This window comes from Methanoregula sp., assembly GCF_023227875.1.
Taxonomy (GTDB): Archaea; Halobacteriota; Methanomicrobia; order Methanomicrobiales; family Methanospirillaceae; genus Methanoregula.
On record NZ_JALOCH010000016.1, the window covers coordinates 1 to 17,642 of the forward strand.

General features: G+C 44.8%; 15 protein-coding genes. 9 read left to right on the forward strand and 6 right to left on the reverse strand.

Going from position 1 to position 17,642, the window contains the following annotated elements; all coding sequences use genetic code 11:
- The 5 genes from M0R30_RS13250 to M0R30_RS13270 all read left to right on the forward strand — a co-directional run.
- Window positions 1-488: hypothetical protein (locus M0R30_RS13250; protein WP_292547694.1), on the forward strand; the 488-nt coding region annotated here is incomplete at its 5' end.
- Window positions 489-504: 16 nt separating this feature from the next.
- Window positions 505-1,806, forward strand: a complete 1,302-nt coding sequence (locus M0R30_RS13255) for a WD40 repeat domain-containing protein (protein WP_292547696.1) — start codon at window positions 505-507, stop codon at window positions 1,804-1,806.
- 10 nt (window positions 1,807-1,816) lie between these two features.
- Window positions 1,817-2,008 (forward strand): hypothetical protein, encoded by a 192-nt coding sequence (locus tag M0R30_RS13260; protein ID WP_292547697.1) that lies wholly within the window; start codon window positions 1,817-1,819, stop codon window positions 2,006-2,008.
- 109 nt (window positions 2,009-2,117) lie between these two features.
- A complete protein-coding gene (locus tag M0R30_RS13265; protein WP_292547699.1) occupies window positions 2,118-2,402 on the forward strand; it encodes a nucleotidyltransferase family protein in 285 nt (94 codons plus the stop codon).
- Window positions 2,395-2,760: a DUF86 domain-containing protein gene (locus M0R30_RS13270; protein WP_292547700.1), complete on the forward strand. Its 366-nt coding sequence runs from the start codon at window positions 2,395-2,397 to the stop codon at window positions 2,758-2,760. The genes M0R30_RS13265 and M0R30_RS13270 overlap by 8 nt, the downstream gene beginning before the upstream one ends.
- A 513-nt stretch (window positions 2,761-3,273) precedes the next feature.
- On the opposite strand, the gene M0R30_RS13275 is transcribed toward M0R30_RS13270, so the two are convergent.
- On the reverse strand, window positions 3,274-3,882 hold the full coding sequence (locus M0R30_RS13275; RefSeq protein ID WP_366513138.1) for a histidine phosphatase family protein: 609 nt from the start codon (window positions 3,880-3,882) through the stop codon (window positions 3,274-3,276).
- Between the two features lie 471 nt (window positions 3,883-4,353).
- On the opposite strand from M0R30_RS13275, the gene M0R30_RS13280 reads away from it, so the two are divergent.
- Together M0R30_RS13280 and M0R30_RS13285 are read left to right on the forward strand one after the other, a co-directional pair.
- On the forward strand, window positions 4,354-5,121 hold the full coding sequence (locus M0R30_RS13280; RefSeq protein ID WP_292547702.1) for an NYN domain-containing protein: 768 nt from the start codon (window positions 4,354-4,356) through the stop codon (window positions 5,119-5,121).
- A 1,047-nt stretch (window positions 5,122-6,168) separates the two neighbouring features.
- A complete protein-coding gene (locus M0R30_RS13285; RefSeq protein WP_292547704.1) occupies window positions 6,169-7,032 on the forward strand; it encodes a PD-(D/E)XK nuclease family protein in 864 nt (287 codons plus the stop codon).
- Between the two features lie 57 nt (window positions 7,033-7,089).
- On the opposite strand, the gene M0R30_RS13290 is transcribed toward M0R30_RS13285, so the two are convergent.
- The 3 genes from M0R30_RS13290 to M0R30_RS13300 form a co-directional block, all read right to left on the reverse strand.
- Window positions 7,090-7,587: a PIN domain-containing protein gene (locus tag M0R30_RS13290; RefSeq protein ID WP_292547706.1), complete on the reverse strand. Its 498-nt coding sequence runs from the start codon at window positions 7,585-7,587 to the stop codon at window positions 7,090-7,092.
- Window positions 7,588-7,764, reverse strand: a complete 177-nt coding sequence (locus M0R30_RS13295) for a hypothetical protein (protein WP_292547708.1) — start codon at window positions 7,762-7,764, stop codon at window positions 7,588-7,590.
- A gap of 295 nt (window positions 7,765-8,059) precedes the next feature.
- A complete protein-coding gene (locus M0R30_RS13300; RefSeq protein WP_292547710.1) occupies window positions 8,060-8,638 on the reverse strand; it encodes a 3'-5' exonuclease in 579 nt (192 codons plus the stop codon).
- Window positions 8,639-8,743: 105 nt separating this feature from the next.
- Between M0R30_RS13300 and M0R30_RS13305 the strand changes: the two genes are divergently transcribed.
- A complete protein-coding gene (locus M0R30_RS13305; protein WP_292547712.1) occupies window positions 8,744-10,168 on the forward strand; it encodes a hypothetical protein in 1,425 nt (474 codons plus the stop codon).
- A gap of 25 nt (window positions 10,169-10,193) precedes the next feature.
- A complete protein-coding gene (locus M0R30_RS13310) occupies window positions 10,194-11,966 on the forward strand; it encodes a TerB N-terminal domain-containing protein (protein ID WP_292547714.1) in 1,773 nt (590 codons plus the stop codon).
- A gap of 48 nt (window positions 11,967-12,014) precedes the next feature.
- Here the strand turns inward: M0R30_RS13310 and M0R30_RS13315 are convergent, their stop codons facing one another.
- Both M0R30_RS13315 and M0R30_RS13320 read right to left on the reverse strand, forming a co-directional pair.
- Window positions 12,015-14,246, reverse strand: a complete 2,232-nt coding sequence (locus tag M0R30_RS13315) for an AAA family ATPase (protein ID WP_292547716.1) — start codon at window positions 14,244-14,246, stop codon at window positions 12,015-12,017.
- A 72-nt stretch (window positions 14,247-14,318) separates the two neighbouring features.
- Window positions 14,319-17,642: a UvrD-helicase domain-containing protein gene (locus M0R30_RS13320; protein WP_292547718.1), complete on the reverse strand. Its 3,324-nt coding sequence runs from the start codon at window positions 17,640-17,642 to the stop codon at window positions 14,319-14,321.

A 17,642-nucleotide genomic window follows, 5' to 3' on the forward strand; every position in this document is an offset into this window, starting at 1 on the left:
AGTTGTGGGTGGATAAAAACCCGCTGGATCCTGATCCTGAAGACGGGATACTCAGGTATTGCGGGAATCTTGAGAAAATTCCTGAACTGGGAAATAAAGAATATAACCTGAGGTTGTTATTTTACAACAATACCCTGACAGGACAGATATCTGAAAGAAATGGACCGCTTTTTTACATAAAAGCGATAGTCGACCCCCGGTTCGGAACGCCGTTGTACTATGTTTATTCAACAGCTGATGAAAAGCCAACAGGAGCACACATGGATAATGATCAATTTGTCGTGCTACCATCTGGCGAATCAAAAAATGTTAACGATTTATCTCCGGAAGAGATTAAATTGGTCATAAACGAACGGATTAAGCGAGATAAGCTGGCGGGTAACAGACCAGACAAAACTCCGGTAACGGAAACCCCGTTATCACCGGGTATTGTTCTCCTTGCGGTGGGAATTGTTGCTGCCGGATTGCGTTTGAAGAAATCCGGATAATTGTTAAAATGCTGGAATGAACCAAATAAAAAATATACCTCTCATAATATTGATTTTACTCGTCGTAGTTTTACCGGTATCAGGTATACATGAAACCGTGACTGCATCTGACACTCTATCGGAATCCAGCATTCCAACAACTCCAATCTGGTCAGACTTGATCGGGACTGAAAATATCCTGGTTTCCTGTTCACACGATGGCCGGTATGTTGTCGCGGGATCGAATAACGGTTTTTTCCGGATGTATAAACGGACGGGGGAAATACTCTGGACTTATGGAAATTCCAGTACATCCGTCACATCGGTTTCAATTGCCGGCACAGGAGAATATGCTGCTGCTGTATTCTACCACCCATATCCTGATATTGGAGAAACCGTTTATTTCAACCGGAATGGAACCGTATTCTGGAAACTTCCCCAGATTTCACAACTACGAAATACTATTGCGATGTCGGAGAATGGATCAGTTGTCGTAGTATCCATCGATAAGACGCTCAACCGGCTTAATTCAAGCAGGGCAATACTATCCAGCACTGCGATGCCAAAAGATATCTGCCGGATTGCGATTTCAGATAACGGAACTGCCAGTGCAGTTGCATCCAATTCCCATTGTCCCTGGCGGGGCGCATTGGGGAGTATTTCGGGTGTGGATTCGGATGGAAAGGTTTCGTACAGTTATCCTATAGATTTGTCATTTATCGATATCGGGATGTCGGGTAACGGTGAAACGATTGCCGGAATTGATGAGAACAAGCTCTATGTATTTGACAAAAAGGGCACATTGTTGTGGAATTATTCCAGCAGTCCGTGGTTCAGATCGGTTGCTGTTTCATCAGATGGGGAATACATTTCAGCAGGCTCTCAATATTATGTCCGGTTATTCAACAGGAGCGGGGCACTTCTCTGGAATTATTATGACGATAAAGGCTGGGTCAATGCAGTTTCCCTCCCGGAAGGTGGTAACTTTGTGCTTGCCGGCTCTTCGAACAAATTATTGTTATTCGATAAAACAGGAGCACTGCTCTGGCACTATACTACTCCATCCGATGTAATGAGCGTCATATCCTCAAGGGACGGGAATTATTTCGCGGCAGGCACGAAAGATCATGTGTATTTCTTTAACCGATGGGGTAATACAACGATTATTGAAGAACCAAAAAATGCAGATGCCGGAATGTCCAAAACTGAATCCACAAAGGATCAGCCAAATGCAACCCTTACGATCCAACCCGCTCCGCTTTCCGGAATCCTGCCGATCATTGCAATCAGTAGTGCAGGAGTCTTTTTGGCTTCGATTAATAAAAGAAAAAGAGAGTGACTTCAGGAAGATGAAGGGGGACTTCATTTTTTACGGATTGGATTCGAAGAGAATTCAAACAGTTTTCGGTGGGATTGGTGGCGGAGTATTTCGGGAGGCCGGTGGTTTCGGTGTCGAGGAAGAGGAGCATTTGATTTTGAATTTGGTGGAGAGGGTATTTGGGGTTGGTGGTTTGGGATACCCGGCACGAGCTGATTATTGAGAGTCAGGGGGGACCGGAGACAGGAGAACCAAAAAACCACTAGTAAAAAACCTGTCTCGTCAATGCATTAATAATAAGAACAGACCAACCACAATCATATTGGAATGATATGGACACACTCGTACTCCTCCGTCAGCATGAACCGGAACTGAAGAAACGGTTCGGCGTTGCGAAGATTGGTATCTTCGGCTCATTCATCCGAGGAGAGGAGCGGCCGGAGAGCGATGTAGATGTACTTGTCACGTTTCGGACCGGAAAGAAGACCTTCGACAATTATATGGGATGCAAATTCTATCTGGAAGATCTCTTCGGGCGGAAAGTCGATCTTGTCATGAAGGGGTCGATAAAAAAGCGGCTGAAACCCTATATTCTCGGAGAGGTGGTCTATGCGTAGATCACATCTTCATTTTCTCGATGATATCAAAGAAGCCGCGGGAAAGATTCAGGACTATACGAAAGGAATGTCGTATGAACAGTTTCTCGCGGATCACCGCACCCAGGATGCCGTGATCAGGAATTTTGAAGTCATCGGTGAGGCTATAAAGAACCTGCCCGATGACGTTAAGGCCCGTTACCCTGCAGTCGAGTGGAAGCAGGTAGCCGGGTTGCGGGACGTAATTGCCCATGGCTACTTTCACATAGATTTTGAAGTTATCTGGGAGATAGTCACGGACATGATTCCGGGTTTTAAGAAAGATATTGCAAAGATCCTGCGGGAAGAAACCCGGCGTGAAAAAGAAGCTCAGACGTGATATTTTTTCACCAGGCGTTCCTTTGTCATCCGCACGAGGCCCCGGGTGCTATTTTATTTCAAGAGTTACCCTCGCTGTGAAGCATTCGGGTTCCGGGAATTTTTGTGGAGAGAGGTCATGGCTCACTAATGAGATCCGTTTTACTTTTTCAACCGGATCGCGGCTGAAATTTTTTGGAACGGAACGCTGAAAAAACTTTTAATCGCGATCATTTTGAAATGAAAAAATTTTCAGCACGAAAACGATAGCGGCTGGAAAAATATCAATCAAAGCCCGGTTGATCCAGCTGATGCAAAAGAACAAGCCCGGGGTTATGCAGAGAATCGGAAAGCATCATTCGTTCTCCTATCCAACGGAAGAGAGCACTAGCCTGGAATTATGCGAGATCTGAGCAACGTGATACAGACCGTATTCAGCGCCTTTCATCTCGAAATAATCTGATCCGCACAAGAAAAAAGAATCTTCAATCTCCCCTGCCCATCCATTCACTGCAATGTCCGGCAACGTGTCCGGTTATTCCGGGCTCCATTCCGCACGCAGGGTATTTTCCGGATCGGCGAACCGGATTTCGGCGCCGTACTGGTCCCCGCTGATCACGATCCCGTTGAGAAAGTCGATCGTGGTCAGGGTTGTGCCACAGGCACTGGCAAGGACCGGCAGGGTGGTGACATCGTGAGCAACCACAACCAGCAGATCGGTATCCTCAACGCCCGGGAATGATACGAGTTTCCGGAGTAATCCGTTGCTGTACCGGTGCGGGTTGTGGAGGGTATGTTCGGGAATCTCCCCGCTGAGCCATTGCCGTATCAGGGTGTGCCAGCCCAACTCTTCCCAGAGTGCACTGAAATTGCCGGGATCAACAATAACACTCTCAACGTCCGGGAGAATTCCGAGATCCCGTGTATTGTCCGGAGAGGAAAATCCCCGCCGGATAGATTCGGCAGTCATACAACAGCGCCGGGGGGCGGTGTACCCGAGGAGGAGGGGTTTGTCCGGGACGATGTTTCTGAGTTTCCTGCCGAATTCCTCTGCTTGGACGATCCCTTCCGGCGTTATTGGAACGTCCTCGTGCAGGCCGTCAGGGATACACCGGAGCGATTCCCGTACCGAATGCCGGATCAGGGGTCCTGCCGGTCCCCTGGTGTTTTTTTAAAAGTTCCAGGATATAATCGCCGTGATTCATTTCACACTACAGATAACCGCCGTGATCGTACTAATGATTGATGGTTCATGCCGGATTTTTGTTGTGAGGAAAAGGGATCGTCACGCTCTTTGCCGCACAGTGCCCGGAATCTCCGGCCCGGGATCTCCTTATGGGGGTTGTACAGGAGATGGGGCTTATTGGGGGTCGCCATCTTCTTTCCCGGATGGGCCGGGTTCCGTAGAGCGGGGAGGTTGGGCATCCGGGGATGACGGGGAGGTGAGGTCGTATTTGGGCGCATTTGTACAAGCGATCGCAGATTTCCATGGGGTTTAGGCCGGTGACAGGGAATTCTTATGAAATTGACAGGTATTTCACAAAGAATATAATCACACACTCCATGCTATTACTGAGATAGTATGGAATTTCTCCTAAAATCTGGTGATCGACAGATGAAACTTGCTGTCCTGATCGATGCAGACAACGCCCAGCCTGCTGCAATCCAGGGTCTTCTCGAAGAAATCGCCAAATACGGGATTGCCAGTGTGAAACGGATCTATGGGGACTGGACTTCGCAATCAATGACGGGTTGGAAAGATAAACTTCTTACTTATTCGATCCAGCCCATACAACAATTTCCCTACACTACCGGAAAAAATGCCACTGATTCAGCAATGATCATTGATGCAATGGATTTACTTCATACCGGAAAATTTGATGGATTTTGTTTAGTGTCCAGTGATAGTGACTTCACCCGACTGGCAACACGTATCCGGGAGGCAGGCCTCGTTGTTTATGGATTTGGTGAAGATAAGACACCAGAACCATTCCGACGGGCATGTGATCTTTTTATTCTTACTGAAAACCTTCGTCTGCCCAGTGAAGAATTAGCCGATGAGAAGGAAGAGGATGTCCAAGTCCACACCATCGAACGAAAATCCACGAACCAGTTGAAGGGGGATACCCATCTTGTTATGCTTCTCCGTAGAGCGGTTGACGATTCCGCTGATGATTCCGGATGGGCCAACCTTGCTACGGTCGGTGCCACGATCCTGAAAAAACAAAGCGATTTTGATTCCCGGTCATATGGGTATAAAAAGATCTACGAGCTCATCAGGAAAGTTGATCTTTTTGAGATCGAGGAGAGACAAAAAGAGGATTCTCCCTCAAAAATAATCTTTGTAAAAAACAGAAAAAAGCAAAGTGTTGTAAAGAAATGATCTGATTTTTAATGATACTGTCGCATCTTATCACCGTAGGTGGGGTAGAGCCCGTCTTCTCCAATCCGGGTTCAGAATGGCCTTGTATCAGTTATTTTGGTGGAAACCCGACCGGCCTGTTTCGGCCTTTTTTTGGGGGAGTTTTCCGGGAAATTGCGCTCTTGTCCCGGTCTGGCCAACGGACGATTTTGCGCTGAGAAAAACCGGCCTGTTTAGAACCTGTTTCCTTTGAGGACAGGGAGCTGCTGCGATGTTCTGGTCGCGGGAGGGTGGAGTTGAAGAAACCCGGGTTTTAAAGATCCCTGTCAGGGCAGAGGTTTATCGGCCAGATCTCTCCATCCCTTCGTTTCCCGGGCATTTCGGAGCAGTATACCCCGCAAATCAACACTTCTCAGACGGGAGATGAAGAATCGTGAACATCTGCCGGACCCCCTGTTATGCAAAAAACTCCAGGAGTTTTGTATCAAACATGGGGTTGTCGGATCCCAATACGGGCCCATATAGGGCTTCGTTCCGGAAAAATGGTGAATCGGAGCCTGGATAGGACCCGGATTCGGGATGGTCAAAACCCGGAAAAAATGGGTTTTAGGGAAGGGGATTATGGAGGGTTTTACGGCGCAGGTGACGGGGATTACGGTGCCCGGTTTTAGTACGGGCCGGGAAATTTTTACGGAAAAAAGTTTGGGGAAATTTTCCGGGATTTTTTTCAAAAAAATTTGAAAAAAAATATTCCATCTCCTGCTTGAAAAAAATTACCCAAGGGCAAAGGGTTGATTAAAATTTTTTTAGTAAGGTCCGGCTAAAATTTTCGCGCAAGGTCTGATTGAAAATGAATGTGAACGAACCGGGAATCCGGAAGATGATTGCATCCGGATAGCCATTGTTTTTGCTGGAGAGGTTTCACGCGAGCAAGTGTGTACGGAAAGAGCGTTTGAGAAATTGTATGCGGGGAGTGGTGGGGTCGGATGAAAATTTTTTATCGCGATCAGGGAAAAACCAAAAAAAAGAAAAAGTAAGTTATTTCATCACAGTCCACAACCGGAACATATGGTTGAACTGGATCCCTTCTTCCATCAAATAAATTCATGGTCCTTCACCAAACACCGGGTCTGGAACCGGTGCAAACGCCAATATTATTTTGAATACATTGCCCCGTATGTTAAATCCCAGCCGGTTGTTGATCCGGAAAAAATCCGGTGGCTCAAGAACTTCACTTCCAAATTTGTTGTCCAGGGCCAGCTTATTCACGATATCATCGATAAGCAGATTCAACTCCATATCGACAATAAGCCGATGAACCTGGTCGAAGCGATGAATGAATTCTCGAAAAAAGTTTCGCTCTACAAAAATATTGGCGGCGAGACCTTCACTGAATACCACAACGGCGACAAGATTCCTGATTCATTCTATGCTACCATCAATGAGAATGGAAAGACTTGCCTGCAAACTTTCTTCAGGATGTGGATGGGTTACCAGAACCAGGAATGCCTCCGGCACGAAGAGTTCGATCATTTCAAGATCGGCGATGTAGGTGTAACCGTCAAAGTTGATTTTGTCGGGAAAATGCCGGACGGCATGCTTGTACTCACCGACTGGAAAACCGGCAGGGACGATGATGAGAACGAGACAGAACTCCAGATGGCAACGTATGTGCTCTGGGCGATGCAGTATTACCGGAAAAGTCCTGATGAGATCCGCACGGAACTTGTGTTCCTGAAGACCGGCGAGACGAAACCATATGCCTTTTTCTGGGAACAGGTATCCGACGTACAGGAAATGATCCCACGGGAATTTACGGAGATGAACGCGAGTTACGAGTACCCTGATTTCTCTGCAAAGCCTTCACCACGCGAGTGTATGAGTTGTAAGTTTGCGGAGGTTTGTCCGGATGCGGCGATTGGGAGAAAATGACGGGACACTATTACAATGTCAGGGATCGGGGTTAGTCCGGGCCGGCATACCGGAAAATTATTTCACGGGTAACGGATTCCAGACACTGATCCGTGAGATGTTTCCAAAATCCCTGTCATACGTTGCAAGAGTCGTGATGGCATGCTCATCCATGCAGGCAAGATGAAGGGCGTCATTGCTCAACAGCCCGTATTCCTGCATGAGGAGAAGCGATCGCGCAAATGTTGTATCAGAGATCCCGCAGATGTCCAGATTTCTGATATTCATGATATCTTCGGTCAGCTCCCACACCATCTTTGCATCGCGCACCACTGCAGGATTCTTTTTCAAGTAACTGACGGCTGATTCAGGACTGATCCTACATTCACTCACCACATAGGCAATGAGAAGACGATGGAGGACTTCGTTCAGGACAATTACTGAGGTCGTTCCGTGAAAAGTGCCGCTTTCAACCTGTGAAAGAAAATAAGCACTTGGTTTAGATTCCCGGGTATTCCCAAGAATTGTATGCAGGAAGATATTGGCATCGATAAATACGGTAGTGCCACCAGGCATTTATGCCGGCTCCAGGGACGGATCGGAGATGATCCTGCGGACGAGCTCAGGATCTATATGCGTAAATTTTCCCTGCATCCGCTCAACGGGTGATGTGGATCCGGTCTCCTTTCCGGTGGCACTCTTCCGGAGTTTCTGCCGGGGCGCTGCCACCGGTGATTTAAGGTCAGCAGGCATTTTCGCATGTACGGTCATAGCGTTACGGATCTATATGCGCCCGGTAAATATTAATCATGCGATGCCGGGATATTGAAGGTTACAGTACGGGGCATTGCGAAAGAGACGTGCCAGGAAATGAGATTGGCTACACAGCGTGTAGCGGATTGAGCAGGAGAAATCTGGATTGTGCACGCATTGAGTGCAGAATTGTTGGTGAATTCGTTGTGACGGTGCGAATCCCGGGATCTGGTTGTTGCATAGGAAAAACAATGAAGACTGGCCACTCAAACCGGTCTTTCCCATTCTATCATTCCTACCCGATAATTCCCCTCTTCCGTAATTCAAAATAACATTTTGCACAGGCTTCCACATCTGCGCCGGCATTATGACTATCGGTGAATTCCTTTTGAAATAATTGTATATGCAGCTCGTTCAGGGTCGGCCACTTGTATCCATATCCACTGGCCTTGGGAATCTTGCACCACGAGACGATCTCCCGGGGTTTCATCGTGCAGACGGTTTGTTTCTTCATAAGATTCGTTTCCAGTCTGCACCGCACGAATTCCGTGTGGACGATCGGCAGATCGAAATCGAGATTGTGGGCGATGACTTTCGATGTCTTCTCAACATCGGCATTGAATTGCGGGAGTACTTTATGCAGTGACACACCTTCCGTCTTAGCCCGCTCTGTCGTGATGTTATGAATCCTGGCAGAGTCCATCGGGATGGTGAAGTCCGTCGGGTAAATGATGAAACTGTTCTGGCTCTGGCGGTTGCCTTCTTTGTCGTAGAGCGACCAGGCCAGTTGGACTACTCTCGGCCATTTTTCTGTCGGGTCGGTGGCGGAGTATTTCGGGAGGCCGGTGGTTTCGGTGTCGAGGAAGAGGAGCATCAGAAGTATTCTGGTGTGGGGCTATTTGGGGTTAGCGAATTGAATCGAGTTAATTATCAATGAGTTAGTATATTCTCATTATTAAATTGTCAAATAGGAAATATCATGGGGCTTATCAAGGAACTCAATGGGTTTGTAGCGAATATCACTTACGATGATGCACTATCTTCTCTTTTAAAAGGAGTGATGGACGCTCAACTTACTGAAGAGCCAGCTCCAAGGAACTATTACTATATCACTCATGTAACTAATCCGGCTCAAGCTTACTTTTCAAGAATTCATCCGGATATTAAAAAACCTCAAGAGATCGCTAGAAAACTCGCATATGGAAAACAGTTGCATAATTTTGCTGGCCTCTGGTTTAAGAATCTCCCGGATTTCTGTGCAGAAGAAGGCCTACTTGACAGTGCATGGGTAAATATTCCAGGTGTTCGGGGTAAAATTGATCACCGGCTTGGTGATTCACTCCTTGAATTTAAAACAAAAGACACTATTCCTAATACTTCCGAGGAGATAATTTCAACTTATCCGCAGGATCTTGAACAAATTGCATTTTATTCTGTAATTCACCCATCAAGTCCAAAAAATAACTACCTTGTTTTTATGAAAAATTCAAAGCCTTATGAGATTAAAGCGTTTAAAATTGATATCAAGGACAAAGGAACGATAAAATCAATTTTACTCTCCCGAATAAATCTTCTCGATGAAGCCTTTGAAAATCAGGATCCCTCAAAGTTAGGTCGATGCCGGTACTTCGACACTGGTTGCCAGTATCACCTTCAAAGTCTCTGTTCATGTTCTGAACTTGCCCCACTAAATACGAAGCCTCTTCAAAAATCTGTGGAAATTACTTACGACGAAAACTTCACTAAACAATTGATTAAAGTTAGGGAAGAGTCGGGAATTCCTAATGTTTTTTGTCTCACAACCAGGGATATGCTTGTTCCAAGGAAACATTACATGGAGACCGTATCTGGCATGGAATCCCCATTCGATAACGAAGAAGTGTATGAATATAAAGCCTGTTTGTGGGCATCGGTTGGAAATCTAAAAAGGCATCATGGAATTGATTTGGATAAAGCTGAGAGACAATCGGTAGCTGAATCATTGCGCGATCCTCGAGCCCGAATTGGATTCCGCTGGTTAAAAATAAAAAGTTCTGTACATCGTGATGGGGAAATCGTACCCTATATCGAAAATGTCAGCATGAGAGATGAAATGAAATACACAAAGCCATCTCAGTACCATCTGGCAGAATTAGGAATAATTTGTGCACTTCACGGAAAGAATAAAGGACTGATAATCAGAGTTTTTCCAAAATTAAACAAGCTCGTTCTTGTTTACCAAATAACTTATAAAAATCAAGAGGAGATGTACCGAAAAGTAAAATCAATGATTGATCTCACGGAGAAATCTGAAGAAAATGAAGAGATATTAGCTTTGCCTCCATGCCCACCATTTATGAATGATAATGGAAAATGCCCATTAATGGCACAGTGTAATATCAAAGGTGTAAAGGGCTGCAGATAATTTCGTTGTTATTGAGGAAGAGCTAATGGGAATATTTGACTTTTTCAAGAGAAAAGAACCGAACGTTGAAAATAATAATCAAATTCTCCTGATAAACAAGATAAATAATCAACAAAATCCATCACAATCACTTGTCCCGTTTTTAGGTAAATTTCTCATTCCTGAAAATATTCGCCAATTACTGTGGTTTGGGGACGGGAAATATAAAAATTACAGCCCAGAGAATGATCAAAAAATATTATTTGAAAATGAGTTGTTCCGGGTAACTTTTTCTTTTCAAACCGAACCCAGTTTAATTTTCACTGGATTGCCAGTTGATTATAATACAAATGCAGATAACGTCGAGAAGTTAGGTTACTATCCATCTTATGGACAACTCAATCCCAGACAGCGATTTATTTACCTTAAGTGGCTCTGTGATATCACGAAACCGGTGGATATCGGGTACGTTTTTATCTATTATTATGGATTGGAACGACATTTAGTCTCAGGAAAGTATTCTGATGCAGTAAATACAATTTTAACTCTTCGTCAACATCACAAACATCCCTCGTTTCTTTCATATTCTGCAAATGCGCTCGTATTGTCAGCCATATTGTATAAGGATAAAGACACGCTGATCAAAGTTTTGGATCTCATTGACGATATCAGTTATTGTAGTAATGTTAGTATCCTTGGAAAATTCTTGATGCATTTGGATTTGACAGCAGGTGAAATTATCTCAATTAGTACAGTGGTTGGTTTCACCAATAAAAAATACATCAAAGATTACCCGGATCTTTTCCAGAAAACACTTGAATCAAACCTGATGAAGGAATTCGGAAAAAATTCATACCCAATCTATCAATTAAAAATGCAATACCCTTCGCAACATATCATGTCATTTGCGAATATTTCTTTTGATCAGGATATCCGTTCTCCAATATTACCTGATCTGATGCACAGTCCCGAATTTTCATCATCAATTCATACTCTCTTAACAACAACACATAGTGATGTGAAACAATCCCTTATGGAAATGCGGAAGTCGGGATCAGCCCCGCAACCAAAATCTGCTGAACCAGACAATGCAGGTCCGAAACCCGAATGTCCATATTGTCATAATTTGTTAGACAAAATACCCCCATCAAAGAAAAAATGCCCATCGTGTAATAAAATAATTATTGTTCGAACTGATCCTGTGGAGAAAAAGAAAATTTTGTTACGGGAGGATCAGATTGAAGAGTTTGAAAAGAGATTGCAGGAGATCCGAAATCATAAAACCATCCAACGAATTCTCTCTTATCTTAATGCTGATTCAACACAATTCGATCAGACAAAAGAAAATCTAAAATTAAAATCCGGTAAGGAGCCAACGGACAATGAAGTCGTATTGAAAATAATTAATCAAATCGGATATCGTCACTTTAAAAATCTCGATATGGGTTTATTTAGAAATACAATTCTTTACAGAGGAGATGTTTTCAAATCTTCCGGGGATTTACATAATGCCTTAATCTCATATCTCGAATTATGTTACATTGACCTGAACGGCCCTAATAACTGCGGGAGTTCAAAGAATTATCCCGAAATATTAAAAGAATATCCTCCATTTAATCCCAATAATTCTGTCGATGCGTTTCTCGCTCCTGGGATTTTAGATTATATTAACAAGATATCTGAGGAGTTGAATCTCACAAAAGATCAAGTCAAAGAATTATTTTTTACCCACAATTTGAAAGTAGAAACGGCTAGGAAATTACCCCTTTCCGTTCAGGATGCATGGGTCAAACTAGAATCCGCAATTCTCCTTGAATAATTTTTACATATCCTAATACAAAAAAGGGGATGGGATTAATATCACATCTTAATTTACGATTAACATCATCTCATTATAATGACGTTCATCATCGATTTTCATCAATTCTAAAATATCATTCAATACTTGAGGGGTTTCATCCAAGTATGATAAATCTCCCTCTGTATCTGCACGAATATGATCACTATGAGAATTTGCATCAGTATATCGCATAATTCGAGTTTTTTTCTCTTTACTAATTTTTGATTTTTCAAATTGATTCCCAAAATTCCCAACTTGGGTTGGATACCTAAAAGCAAAAAAGGATTCTAGCAACCTTCGCGAGATGTTAGGGAGAAGATAATAATTCTTTAATTCCTGTTTTGGTGAAATTGCATGATAATGAACGAGACTAAATAGGTAATGATATTCTGAAGTATATTTTTTCAGGAGATCGTCAAGGGGATGAAGCTCGGCTATTCTGCAATTATCGACAAAAGTATTTTTTATCATATACATACTGGATTTCTCAGATCTTGATTTGTGTGTCAACAACCAATTTTTTACTTCCTTAAAGAAGGAATAGTTGTGAGTGAGAACGATTAGTTGTTGAGCACATTCTGTCCGATTTTTTAGAAAACTAAAAGCATTGTATAAGGAATTTGAATCAAGACTTGAAATGGGATCGTCGATAATGATTGTACTATTTTCAAAATCAAAATCTTTGTCACGGAGAGTTTTTAGGAAGTATATGAAAGAAACAGCCGTTTTCTCCCCTTCACTCAATGCTTCCGCAACCACTCCATTTCGCAATATCTGATATCCTTCACCTTCGAGATCAAATCTGATTTCCTCGTGACCGAGATAATTTCTGAGGTCTGTATTGATTTCCTCGGCAGGAGTACGATGTTCAATAATTTTCTTTTCTAACTCAACAATTTGATTAGTAGTTGAACTGTATTGCACCTTATTTTTTTGATCTTCTTCTCTAGTAGTTTCAAGGGTTATCAACATCTCAAAATAGTCGTCCAGTCTTTCTGCCACAAGATGGTCTTCGAGTGTTTGTCTGGCATTCAGTATTGCAGTAGTAAAATTTTCAGTCTTGGAATTGTGCATATTGATTATAGAATTAATCTCTTCAATAGTATCAGAGAGTTTAATTGCGGGAAGTGGGTATTGCATCTCCATTCGAACAAACGGATTCTTTCTTTTTTCATCAAGATCATTAATTAATGAATCAATGAATGTGGTATAATCGGAGAGTTCTTGTGTCAATTTTTGTTTATTCTTTTCAAAATCTGATGTTATTTCATCATAGAAATCAGATTTACTTGGCAACAGAATTGTCGAGTTCTGCTTTATTAATGTAAATTTGGAAATTAATTGATCAATCTTCTGGAGAAATTTCTCATATTCATCATTGAAATGACCGTCCAATTGTTCAATGAGATCCGAGGGCAATTCCCGTTCGCAGAAAGGACACGCCTCAAGATTCTTGTCTTTAATTATCAATAAACCCTGAGCAACCCAGGTATTTAATTTACTATCTCGGTTCAATCGTTCGATAACTTTTGCGGTGACCGTCGTTGTTAAAATAATTCTTGATTCCGATTCTAAATCAGTTAATCGGGGGATATCTAATCGTATTGAAGAAATTTTTTCTCTTGATTTCGAATTTGTGATCAATTTCAATTTATCAACATCATCGGGTGGTAAAATCTTTTTACTGAAGTCTTCTTTCTCCAAAAGACTGCATCGCGTTTTGAAGTTACTTTTATCGTAATTATTATACTTATTTTCTCCAGCAGAATGCAGGAAATCTTTAATTTCTTTTGCTTTTGTCGAACAATATTTTTCAATTCTCTGTGATTGTTGACTTAAAGCGATCTCATCTTTCTCAATAGTGTCAAAAAGTTTGTATTGTTGTTTTTTCAATGATTCCAGAGTTTTTTTAGTTGCAATATCTTCACGACCCAGATAAAAGATTGGTGAAATTTCTCCCGTCGCTGTGAAAATATTTTCTTTCACGAAATCCTGATTGAAAACTTTTAGACTTAATGTTACTTCAGAAATATTCTTTTCGGTTATGGTTCCGTTTTCAGTAACGATATTGAACGCTCCACAATCGGGAGACATTTCGCATAGTTCAATTTGACGTAAAAAATTTGAAAGGGTGGTTTTTCCAGATCCATTCCAACCGTAAATTAAATTGTATTTGTTGAAGTCATCCAAATTTTTATTATTCCATACAAAATTTTGAAAAATATGGAAGCTTTGGATGGATTTTATTCGTTTAATCATTATTTTCTCAAAATTACTTATTGTGACTGGATACCTTAATATTTCCCAATTTATCTTACAGGATTCAATCAATCACTCATTTTTTGTTAGCGAAAATTTCCCAGTCTCCGTAAAATATAAGGCCCCTACAACATTCCCCCCAACGATCTGTTGACCCGCCACAACATAAATCACAATCGAATTCTCGTATTTTTTTGTGAATACAGCATATTCCTCCGGTAGAACTGCCTCGCTCTTGTAATCGATCACAACCCAGCTCCCATCATCCATCTCACACAGCCGGTCAATCTTCCCCGTCACCGGCCGCCCGTCAATCATAACAACAAACGGTACCTCACAATAAGACCGCTTCACCCGCTTCATCAGATCCGAATTTAAAAACGCCATCAGGATCTCCTCGCACTGCCGGACATGCTCCTCCGAGTACTCGCCATATTCCCGGAGAACCGTTGCAGCATCCCGGCCCCGCAGCACCTCATGAATGATCGTGCCCTTCTTCGTCCCTTCAACGTCCGGTAAATACTTCGATACAACCTTCTCCCGGATCGTTACCGGCTCCGTCTCGCTCGCCTTCTCTAAATCAGAAACCGAGATTGGCTTCACGATCTCCGGTCCGACAGAATATTCCTGTGGAGTCCAGGTCCCAACCTTCCCCGCACATTCCACCGGCACAACAACCAGCGAAGGTTCGACCCGCCCGGTCTCGGCCGCGATCGATTCCGGATCTGAGACAATCGCAAGCCGAAGACCATCCGGCAACACAAGTCCCCCGGTCGCAATCGCATCCCCGGTCACGCCAAGCGCAGTGAAGATCCACTCAATCCGGGACCGGGCGAGATCGTATGACAACCCAACACCTTCCGGCATCGTCCCGCTCATGAACAGATGATCCCTCGCCCGGGTCAGAGCCACGTACAATAAACGCTTCCGCTCGGCCCGTTCCTTCTGCCGCTGCTGTTCACGCAGAGTCAAAAGAACAGCACTCTCGGTCATCTCGTAATTGTCATCCGGGTTCGGGACCTTCACGCCAACCATGAGGGGATTGTCACCGATCATGATCGGGGGGAATTTCTCACGGAAGCCATTACCCATATCCGGCACGAAGACAATGGGGAACTCCAGGCCCTTGGCCGCATGAACCGTCATGATGTTGACGGCATTCTCCGCAAGGGTATCGAGTGGCGCCTCACCCTCCCGTTCGTCCTCGTCCATTGCCATCCGGAGATCAGCTGTGAAGTCCGCGAGTGCGTATCCTTTCGGATCCTCTTCGCGAACACGGGCCATCGCAACAAGTTTCTCGATGTTGGCAAGGATCTGTTCGCCGGCCGGGAGCGCTGCATACACAGTGTAGACCCCGGACTCAGCAAGAATCCTGCGGAGCAATGCGACCAGCCCAACATGACCGGCGTACTGTTGCCACGAGATTAGAAGATTGCGTGCGTGTGATGCAGTCCCGGGCCCGGTCTTCTCCGCGTAAACTCCAAGCTTGTCCCAGAAAGTAATCCCGCGTTCCTGCGCAATGCGGAAGAGTTCCGTATCCGGAAGGCCGAAGTACGGGGACCGCAGGATACCGGCAAGGCTGACATTGTCGTGCCGGTGTTCAAGGAACGAGAGGATGTTGCAGAGATCGTATACTTCCTGCCGGTGGTAGAAACCGGTCCCCCCGTGGACATAGAAGGGGATCCCATACTCGCCCAAAGCTGAAAGGTAGTAGGAAAGATTGGTCCGCGCTTCAAGCAGGATCGCGATATCCCCGTACCGGGCCGGGCGTTCGATAAACGTATGATCCGGCTGCTCTTCGTACACAAAAAGCGGCTGCACATTGACGATAGTGTAGATCCGTCTCGCCACAATATCGGCCTCGTTCCGTTTCGTGCTGGCTGCATCATTACCTTTTGGAGGCAGGAGCAGCTCAACCGAGCCGTGATGATCAAAACGGCCCTGGGATATTTTCACCGGCTCGTACCCGAACTCCCACGGTTTCTCAGCCGAGGCCAGCAGCCGGGAGAAGATGAGATTCGAAAGACCGATCACTTCCTTCGTGCTCCGGAAGCTGATGTCGAGGTCTACCACCCGGCCCTTGCAGCCTGCAGTGATAATCTCCTGCGCCTCCTTGAACCGGGTCACGTCCGCGTCGCGGAAGAGATAGATTGACTGCTTGGGATCGCCGACAATGAAGAGACAATCCGTTTTCGGGGACGGCATCCCGATGATGGCGAGGATGATATCGAACTGCGACAGGTCTGTGTCCTGGAACTCATCAACAAGGATATACCGGAACCGGGGCATGAAGTGTTTTGTCACAAGTCCGCTCTGTTCAAGGAATAATTTCCGTGCATGGAGTATCAGGTCGGAGAAGTCGAGTCCGCCGAGTATTGCCTTCCCGCTGCCGACAAGCTCTGCATACCGGGAAAAGACAAGGGACAACGACTTCAGAAACTCTATCGATCCGGTGATGACCGGATCAGATGCGTTAACCGTCATCCGGAACAGGGAGTATTTCCGATCCAGGATCTCTGAAAGATCTTTCCGGGATTGTTTGAACTCATCGAGATCATCAGGCTTCCAGACCTTCTTGCTCCCGACATTGCCGGGTTTCTTCCTGGCAAGTTCGAGCGCTGCCTGACAGAATTCCCGTGAGTCTGCGGGTTTTTCAAGCACATAGAGCAGCGGCCGGATCTCATGAAGGAATACAGCCGCCTTGTCATTCACCCTGTCATATATGGATGCAAGATCGAGCAGTGTGTGGATTCGGGATGAGAACGAAGGATCCTTCCGCAGCAATGCAATCTCTTCATCGCGGAATTTTTCAACCTCGATCTTCCAGACATCGAGCACAAGGTTCTCATCTTTACCAAGAGCTGTGAAGAAACTGGCATATCGTTCCCGTTTTCCGTACATTGCAGAGAGTATCGTCTTCAGGTTGTACTGATCGGTGATGGAGAGTACATGGACTAGCGCGTCATTGACCGGTCCCTCCTGCCGGGTATGGATCAGGTTCTCGTATGCTATGCTGTGGATGCGGGAGACCTGTTGTTCATCCAGAACAGCAAAGCCGGGTTCCAGGCCAGCCTCAATCGGGAACTCCCGTAGCACCTGCGCACAAAATGAATGGAAGGTCTGGACCGGCGCGATCATAAAATCTTCCGCAGCCCTCTCCCACTGCGGGCCTTCCTGTTTGAGAATCTCGGTCCGGATCCTCTCCTTCATCTCAGCTGCTGCCTTATCGGTAAACGTGAGGGTAAGGATCTGCGGCACGCTCACTCCCTGTGTTTTCAGGAGGTCGATGTATTTCTGGACAAGGACGTAGGTTTTACCGGTTCCGGCACCGGCTGTTACCACCATGCTCTTGTCATGCAGGGTAATTGCCTCACCCTGTCGGGGTGTCGCGCCCAT